Origin of the sequence: Corynebacterium jeikeium (assembly GCF_000738175.1) — a bacterium.
GTDB lineage: Bacteria > Actinomycetota > Actinomycetes > Mycobacteriales > Mycobacteriaceae > Corynebacterium > Corynebacterium jeikeium_C.
On sequence record NZ_JFCH01000039.1, the window covers coordinates 122690 to 130684 of the forward strand.

A 7995-nucleotide genomic window follows, 5' to 3' on the forward strand; every position below is an offset into this window, starting at 1 on the left:
CTGGTGGTGGCGTCAAAAAGAAGGGTTTGCAGAACTAGAGTAACTGTCCATCTTCTATTTCTATTCGTTTCGAAAGACATTCAACATATGCCCACCAACAACGTCCCTCAGGTAGCCATTAACGACATTGGCTCCGCTGAGGATTTCCTCGCTGCCGTCGACTCCACCATCAAGTACTTCAACGATGGTGACATTGTCGAGGGCACCGTCGTCAAGGTCGATCACGACGAGGTCCTGCTGGACATCGGATACAAGACGGAGGGTGTCATCCCTTCCCGCGAGCTGTCGATCAAGCACGACGTTGACCCGGGTGAGGTTGTTGAGGTCGGCGACGAGATCGACGCTCTGGTTCTCACCAAGGAAGACAAGGAAGGCCGCCTGATCCTGTCCAAGAAGCGTGCACAGTACGAGCGCGCTTGGGGCACGATCGAGGAGCTCAAGAAGAACGAGGAGCCGGTCACCGGTACCGTCATCGAGGTCGTCAAGGGCGGCCTGATCCTGGACATCGGCCTGCGCGGCTTCCTGCCCGCCTCCCTGGTGGAGATGCGTCGTGTTCGCGACCTGCAGCCCTACATCGGCCAGGAGATCGAGGCCAAGATCATCGAGCTGGACAAGCACCGCAACAACGTTGTGCTGTCCCGCCGCGCATGGCTCGAGCAGACCCAGTCCGAGGTTCGCTCCGAGTTCCTGCACCAGCTGCAGAAGGGCCAGGTCCGCAAGGGCGTTGTCTCCTCCATCGTCAACTTCGGCGCATTCGTCGATCTCGGCGGTGTCGACGGCCTGGTTCACGTCTCCCAGCTGTCCTGGAAGCACATCGACCACCCGTCTGAGGTTGTCGCAGTCGGCGACGAGGTCACTGTCGAGGTTCTGGATGTGGATCTGGACCGCGAGCGCGTGTCCCTGTCCCTGAAGGCAACCCAGGAGGACCCGTGGCGCGTATTCGCACGCACCCACGCCATCGGCCAGATCGTGCCGGGCAAGGTCACCAAGCTGGTTCCGTTCGGTGCATTCGTCCGCGTCGAGGAGGGCATCGAGGGCCTGGTTCACATCTCCGAGCTGGCTGAGCGCCACGTCGAGGTTCCGGATCAGGTTGTTGGCGTTGGCCAGGACGCAATGGTCAAGGTCATCGACATCGACCTGGAGCGTCGCCGCATCTCCCTGTCCCTGAAGCAGGCTGATGAGGACTACACCGAGGAGTTCGACCCGTCCAAGTACGGCATGGCCGACTCCTACGACGAGCAGGGCAACTACATCTTCCCGGAGGGCTTCGACCCGGAGACCAACGAGTGGCTCGAGGGCTACGACGAGCAGCGTCAGGCATGGGAGGAGCGCTACGCAGAGTCCGAGCGTCGCCACCGCCTGCACACCGCCCAGATCGAGCGCAACCGCGCCGCAGCTGCCGAGGCCGCTGCAAACGGCGAGGGCGGCTACTCCTCCGAGACTCAGACCGAGTCCGCACCGGCTTCCTCCGAGGCGCCGGCTCAGGACGCTGGCACCCTGGCTTCCGACGAGCAGCTGGCTGCTCTGCGCGAGAAGCTGGCCGGCGGCGAGTAAACCACTCGACCCCGCGCTAGCGGGGACCGCTGCTTAACCAGCTAGGTCCGCGCGCTAGGAACGCTTAAAGGCACCCACTTCGGTGGGTGCCTTTTTGTTTTTCGTAGGTGCGCTTTTGGCTAAAGCATCTGAATGACAGTGGCGGCGCCGATCGTAACCACAAGCATGATGGCTGCGATAATAGCCGAGCCCATGAGGATTTTGACGGTTCGCGGTGTCACACTCGGCTGAATTTCACCATGCCGGATAGCTTTGCCCGCGATATCCATGCGGAGCTTGTGCGCCTGCACGGCAGCGCGATGGTCCTTCTTGGCTGGCGTGGCGGTAGACGAAGTAGACGACGTAGGAGAAGCCGCAGAGGCGCCCTGTTCTGCGTCGTGCTGTTGGATAGACATGGGGGCTCCTTTTAACTGGCCGCGTGCCTTAAAGGTATGGCCTCAGCTCTGGTGGGAGTTGGATACGGATTTCTGGTGAATCATTCGCGGGCGGCTTGGGTGCTGGTGGCTTGGGAGGTTTGGGCGCCGGTTTTGCAGGAGGCTTAGAAGGAGGCGGGGCAGTTTCTGTTACCGTCTCTGGTTCCGGGGCGGGGGCCGGCGGGGGAGCTGGCTTGGGAGGTTCAGACTTGGTGCTCGGTGCCGTCACCTCTTCAGGCAGCTCTGGGACTTTGCCCAGTGGTGGAACTTCATCATTCACGGTCTGCTCTTTGGCATGACCTGGCGATTCGCATGCGGCTAGCGTACCTGTAAGCGAAATCAAGAGCAGTGCGCTTGCAGTGTGAGTTTTCCTCATTAGCGTGAATACTCCTTGGCCTTTTTGTGCACAGCTTTCAAGAACACTGGGCTGGGGTTGAATTCTGAGACTGCTGTGGTCCACCCTTCTGGGCTGGTGAGGTCTCCCGCGCTACAAGTGATTTTCGCGGTGGTCAGGGCGGCGTCGTCAATATTGTCCGGATTTGGCGCGTTGCCAGGTTCAGCGGCAGTACCATATTGTTCCCAGCGCGATGGCATGAGTTGCATTGGTCCCACCGGGATGTCCTTCGTGGAATCGCCGTCGATGTCTCCTCCATCGGTATCGGGCACGGACTTCTTGCCGCCGGCGGCAGGCGCAACGGCGCGTATAGGTTTGGAGGTCACGCCGTCTTCGTTGATGGTGGTGGAGTTTATTTGCCCATGTTGGGTCAGCACATCACCCAAAGCAGCTAGCGTTTGCCAGCCGACGGCGCAGCCTTGTTCCTGTTCCACGTTGTAGGCAGCGTATGCGTATGCCTGCAGCGCGCGCTCGGGAATGTTGTAGGGCTTTGCGCGCTCGGTAGCCCACTGTTTCATGGTATCCACTTGGGCGTGTTGCTCTGGCACAGGTGGTTCTAGGCGATCGGCGCAGCTGGCAAGAGTTGTCGAAGCAAGTAGCCCGACGCCCAGCGTGGCCACCCCTCGGCCTACGAAGCTGCGTGACGGTGCCACGAATCAAAGTCCTCCGCAACAATTGCTGCTAGTTCCATGTAAGCCTGCTTGGTTTCCTTGCTGATGCGGTCCAGATCAACCGTTGCGCCCTCAGAGAGGTGGCGGTCGAATGGAATGACGTGCACTGCGCGGGTGCGGCTACGGAAGTGTGCAATCAACTGGTCCATATCAATCGTCGCATTTTCAGGGTGGGCCGCAGAGACGACCACCACAGAGTTTGCTGCGAGTTGTTCGTAGCCGTGCAGATTGAGCCAGTCCAAAGTGGCGGAGGCTGATTGAGCGCCATCAAGGGCAGGAGAGGTGACGAGCACCAAGGAATTGGCCAGCTCCAACACGCCGGACATTGCGGAGTGCATCAGCCCTGTTCCGCAGTCGGTGAGCATCACGTTGTAGTGGTGCTGCAGAATGTCGACCGCGTGGCGGTAGTCCTCATCACTGAAGGATTCGGACACGGCGGGATCGCGCTCCGAGCCGATAACTTCCAAGCGAGACTTGGCCTGGGTAGTGAACTGGCGTATGGAGGCGTACCTTGATGTGTCTTCTGCGTTGAGGAGGTCGCGGATCGTTGCCGGGCCGGGTGCAGCCACACGCTGTGCCAGGGTGCCGAGGTCCGGGTTGGCATCGATGGCGATGACACGATCGTGTCGGATGGAAGAGAAAACGCCACCCAATGCCACGGTGGTGGTGGTTTTGCCCACGCCACCCTTGAGGGACATCACCGCGATGCGGTAGTCGCCGCGCAGTGGACGGCGGATTTTCTCCAGAAGCTGATCGTGTTCAAGATCTTGCTGGGAGTCACCGACGTTCCAGTGCCCACCGGTGACGTTGTAAAGCATTTTGCGCCATCCACTGCGCGGTGCCTTCTTGACGGCATTGACCAGGTTTGTCTGGTCCAATGCCGGCGGTGGCTTTAGGTCATATTCGGACGGTACATGGTGCTTACCGTGATTTAACGGGGCCTGCTGCGGCTGTGCTTGCTGTGCCTGGGCTTGCTGCGGCTGAGCTTGCTGGGCCTGCTGCGGCTGGGCCTGAGTTTGCTGTGGCTGGGCCTGCTGAGGAGCTTCAGATGAAGCAGGAGAGCCTTGCGGGGCAGTGCCTTGATGGGCTGTTCCTTGAGAAGGCTGAGGATACTCTGCGGAATCATTTGTCACCTGGTTGGCTTGGTGACTTTGCTGAGGCTTGGATTCGTGAGCTTGCTGAGGCGCCGCAGGGACTTGCTGCTGACCTTCATTGGAAGAAGGGGAGGGGGTAGGAGACTCTGCAGCGGGCGGCTCTTGGGGCTGAGAAGGTTGTTGTGGTGGGGTGGCTGGTTGTGCTGGCGCACCATCACCAGTGAACTGGAGCCAAGAGGGCAGTCCTTCGTGGGATGGCTGGTTGGTTGACACTACGCACTCCTCGTGTACTTCACTCTTTGTTACCGACAACTTCTCTACGTATAACCCGTCCTATACTAATGTGTGTTGTGCAATTTGTGCTGTGTGTCCCCCACAGATGTGTTTGATTTGCTCTAGGCAGAATGGATGAGATCGCTAGATGAATTCCCCAAAGGTAGCTAACGCTGCACGAAGTGGAGGTTCGGGCTCGCTGGTCTCGGGGCGTAGCGTTTTCGGCAGGGCAGTGTGGGCTTCGCGGGTTGCACAGGCGCGGAGGTCTTCTTTAGTTGACACATCTAGGCCGATGGTTATTGCGGTGGCTTCCATTGACAACCGAATGCTGACTTCGCCTGTGACCGCTTTGGTTTCCATGATTGCCGAAGAGGTTTCTGAACTACCGATGGTGGTTCTGGATGCAGATGTGCAAGCTCAGCCAATGCGGGGACCGTTGGGTGCGTGGGCAGCGGGAGACGTTCTTGGGCTGGCGGCAACGGAACCGCTGGATCTGACCCGCAAGAAGATGGAGAACTTTGCGGATAGTTCCGGGGCAGTTCCGCTGTTGACTGCTTCGCAAGGTACTCAGGGGCAGATGGCTGCTGATGTGCTAGATACTGTGGTTAGTCGTGCTCAGCACAGGTGGCCAATTGTTGTGGTGAACTTGCCTTATACGTGTGCCGGGGAGACCATTGCCGCGGGCACGGCTATGGCGGATCATGTGCTGTTGGTGGCTGACAGACATCATGAACAGCATGGGTGGCTGTACCAGCCGGGGCACCACTTGACGGAGCTGGCGCAGTCCAGGAAGGTGACTGTTGTCAAGGTGGGCGCAGCTGCGGTGGATTTGCCGCAAGATACGGTGGTTCTGCCAAGCGTAGATGCTCAGTCGACGAGCAGGTCGCGGATTGTTCCATCGACGAACCCAGAGGACGTGTCGATGTATCACCGTTTGCTGTCGAGGGTTTTCGGTAGTTGATGGCCCCTACACACGGCTTGTGGTTGCGAGATTCCCTAGCCGGTGCGGAGACCAGGGAGTAGAACGTGGAGCCGACCTGGTATTGGATCCGGTTGGCTGCTGGGTTTTCTGGTGCCACCCGTGGTCACATTCTGCGCTGCTTTTTGTGATGACGGTGGTGGCACCTGTGGTGCCTGGGGGCCGGGTTCGATGGTTGTGGTGGTGCCGTCAGGGTAGGAGGTGTCTTGGATTGTGCCTTCGGGGGTGATGATGCGCCAGACGTCGTCGCCGGTGTCGTTGCCCCAGTAGAGGATGTTGGGGAACATGCCACCGGTTCCGACTTGGGCGGTGGCACGTCCGTGGTCATCGTAGCGGCAATGCTAAGCAGCACCATTCCAGCCGGCTGGCTGGGTTCTAGTGTGTCAGGACAAAGCTTGTCTGTTAGTCGTCGAAGTCTGTTCCTGCCGCTTTAGCTTGGTTGAGGGTTTGTTGTAGGTCGTTGGTGTTGTTGAACAGGTCTGTCAGTTGGGTGTGGAGTGGTTGGAGGGTTTCGGTGGTGCCGATGAGGCTGAACATGCCTGCGTCGCTGTCGAATTCGATGCCGTCGGTGGTGATGTTTGCTTGTCGGAGTAGGTACTTGGCGAGGCTATCGAGGAAGTAGCCGTTGGGTGTGTGTCCTGCTTGTTCTATGACGCCGACTGCTTCTTCTGGCATGGTGTCCACGGCGGCGAACAGGGTGGTCACGCCGTCGAGTTCTGCGAGGTGGAAGAGTGGTTGGCCTTCCTGCTGTGTATTGGTTGGCATCGTGTCTTGCTCCTGGTTTTCGGTGAAGTCGGGGTGTGCGGGGCGCGGGGTATCGATTAGTCCGTAGTAGGCGAGAGCGTCTTCCAGGGCGAACTCGATGTGAAGATCCATGAGGAGGCCCGCTGGCATAAAGTAAGTACCTTCCGGTGCTTCATCGACGATGCCGCCTTGAGGTGGGTTCGTGTCGTGAATGGTGAATTTTATGATTCTTTCGTCCTTGGGAACGAAAGTGCCGAGCCGATTTTCTGGCAATGTTTCAGCAGCCGGAACGAACGCTTGTTCGGCTGGGGCCCAAGGCATGGACATTTGGTAGTAAAAGTAGCGATCGAAGGGGGTGGGCACAGGAGCTGCTTTGTCCCGAATCGGAGTGAAGCAGCCTCCCTTTTTGAAATCCTGCTTTCTGATTCTCAGTGGCGGAATCAAGAGTTCGTTCTTTTCGATGAGTGGGTACCAGGTGGTGTCTTTGGGGTCAGATACGATCGCTCGGTAGGGATGAATCATCACAGCTGCGCCGAAGAATGCTTCTGTGGAGGTTGCACCAACAGGGATGTATCCGAGGGCGGTTTTCATCAGGTAGAGCCGTCCGGCTTTAGGGCGGCTGCCTTTGGGAGCGTCGAATACTAGTTTTAGTGCCATGTTTTTAACGTACCTTGCTAGCGAATTGGTCTACCCAGTCCTTGCCAAAAGCTGTTGCTTGGTCATAGAACTCATGTTTTGGGCTCATACTGTTTATCTTATTTTCTAGGTTACCTACCTTAGTCGTGGCTCCCGTGGGCTTTTGCATTCCCAGTTTTTCAATTAGGTGTTGCTCGACTCCTCTTGCCTCGTATTTTCCTAGAGCTATGTCTTCATTTAGTACTGTCATTTGGTCTCGGGGTCGAGTGAGCGGGTGACTCAACGCATGCTGCATGGCTCGTAGTCGAGGGTGTTTGGTAATGCCGACGTATGTCGTTTCGCCTGCTCTGTTCATGTAGTGGTAGACATGGTGATCTTTGGTGGCATTAGCTTTTTGCCAACACCGCTTTAGCCCGAAAACATCGACCCAGTGTGCTGCGTGGTCGACATACCCTTGGGCTGAGGCGAGTCGTGGGGCGAGTCCGAGTGGGTCTTGGGCGTTGTAGGCACCTAGGGTGGGGTTGTAGTAGCGGAAGCGGTTGTACGCCCACCCGGATTCCGCATCCTCGTACTGGCCTGCAAACAACAACGGGCTGGTGCACCGACCTGCCCATGTGCGTGTGCCGTAGAGGGTTTGGGTGGTGTGTCCCTCGACGACACCGGTGGTGGTGTTGATCAGTTCCTGTGGTGCTCCGGCTAGGTCGCACACTAGGGCGTAGAACGTCGCATCAACCCGAGCCTGTGGCCAGGTGGTGGCAGGGTTCACCGGAGTGTCGGTGTTGTCACGGGTGGTTAGTGTGATCTGGCCGTGTGTCTCACCAGTGGCCGGGTCAGTGGTCCACACGTAGCCTTCACCCACACGTGCCGGATCGGTGGTGTCGATGGTGGTGGTGACAGCTGCCAGTTGGTTACCGGTGTGGGTGAACACGTCACGGTGGATAACTTCACCGGTGGTGGTGTTGATCGTGTCTTTGGCTACGCGTCGGCCGAGACCATCGTAGACGTAGCGGTAGCCGGTGTTTGGTTCATCGGAGGAGGTAAAGCCGATGGGTTGTTCACCGGTGGCGTAGTAGAAGTGATGGACTAATGGTTTCTTGCCCAGACGTTTGGTCACGGTGCGGGTGATACGGCCTGCATCATCGTAGGTGTAGGTAGTCCGGCCGACTTTGACCGGCAGGGTGTTGTGGTAGTCGATGACCCCGTCAGCAGTAGAGGCCAGCACACCTGCCGGGGTGAA

Annotated in this window: 8 protein-coding genes; 3 read left to right on the forward strand and 5 right to left on the reverse strand. The window is 58.3% G+C overall.

Annotated elements, in window-relative coordinates:
• Nucleotides 1-87 precede the first annotated feature (87 nt).
• Nucleotides 88-1554 (forward strand): 30S ribosomal protein S1, encoded by a 1467-nt coding sequence (rpsA, locus tag JQ46_RS07115; protein WP_005295768.1) that lies wholly within the window; start codon nucleotides 88-90, stop codon nucleotides 1552-1554.
• 119 nt (nucleotides 1555-1673) lie between these two features.
• On the opposite strand, the gene JQ46_RS07120 is transcribed toward rpsA, so the two are convergent.
• The 3 genes from JQ46_RS07120 to JQ46_RS07130 all read right to left on the reverse strand — a co-directional run bounded on the left by JQ46_RS07120 (nucleotide 1674) and on the right by JQ46_RS07130 (nucleotide 3910).
• Entirely contained in the window at nucleotides 1674-1949 is a 276-nt protein-coding gene (locus JQ46_RS07120) for a hypothetical protein (protein ID WP_051876284.1), read from the reverse strand.
• A 393-nt stretch (nucleotides 1950-2342) separates the two neighbouring features.
• The gene (locus JQ46_RS07125) at nucleotides 2343-2879 is read right to left on the reverse strand and encodes a hypothetical protein (protein WP_237744769.1); all 537 of its coding nucleotides are present in this window, start codon (nucleotides 2877-2879) and stop codon (nucleotides 2343-2345) included.
• Between the two features lie 110 nt (nucleotides 2880-2989).
• A complete protein-coding gene (locus JQ46_RS07130) occupies nucleotides 2990-3910 on the reverse strand; it encodes a MinD/ParA family ATP-binding protein (RefSeq protein ID WP_080719513.1) in 921 nt (306 codons plus the stop codon).
• A 170-nt stretch (nucleotides 3911-4080) separates the two neighbouring features.
• On the opposite strand from JQ46_RS07130, the gene JQ46_RS11350 reads away from it, so the two are divergent.
• Together JQ46_RS11350 and JQ46_RS07140 are read left to right on the forward strand one after the other, a co-directional pair.
• On the forward strand, nucleotides 4081-4266 hold the full coding sequence (locus JQ46_RS11350) for a hypothetical protein (protein WP_192817252.1): 186 nt from the start codon (nucleotides 4081-4083) through the stop codon (nucleotides 4264-4266).
• A 437-nt stretch (nucleotides 4267-4703) separates the two neighbouring features.
• A complete protein-coding gene (locus JQ46_RS07140; protein ID WP_141747012.1) occupies nucleotides 4704-5360 on the forward strand; it encodes a hypothetical protein in 657 nt (218 codons plus the stop codon).
• Between the two features lie 420 nt (nucleotides 5361-5780).
• Here JQ46_RS07140 and JQ46_RS07145 read toward each other — a convergent pair whose 3' ends face one another.
• Nucleotides 5781-6779 carry an Imm51 family immunity protein gene (locus JQ46_RS07145; RefSeq protein WP_034986645.1) on the reverse strand — a complete coding sequence of 333 codons (999 nt, stop codon included), beginning with the start codon at nucleotides 6777-6779 and terminating at the stop codon, nucleotides 5781-5783.
• Nucleotides 6780-6783: 4 nt separating this feature from the next.
• The coding region (locus JQ46_RS07150; RefSeq protein WP_192817253.1) for an RHS repeat-associated core domain-containing protein at nucleotides 6784-7995 on the reverse strand (1212 nt) is incomplete at its 5' end.

Bases quoted from the DNA above. Each gene is read 5' to 3' on its own strand.
- rpsA (WP_005295768.1), top strand. From the start codon at position 88: ATGCCCACCAACAACGTCCCTCAGGTAGCCATTAACGACATTGGCTCC.
- JQ46_RS07125 (WP_237744769.1), bottom strand. From the start codon at position 2,879: ATGAAACAGTGGGCTACCGAGCGCGCAAAGCCCTACAACATTCCCGAG.
- JQ46_RS11350 (WP_192817252.1), top strand. From the start codon at position 4,081: ATGAAGCAGGAGAGCCTTGCGGGGCAGTGCCTTGATGGGCTGTTCCTT.
- JQ46_RS07120 (WP_051876284.1), bottom strand. From the start codon at position 1,949: ATGTCTATCCAACAGCACGACGCAGAACAGGGCGCCTCTGCGGCTTCT.
- JQ46_RS07145 (WP_034986645.1), bottom strand. From the start codon at position 6,779: ATGGCACTAAAACTAGTATTCGACGCTCCCAAAGGCAGCCGCCCTAAA.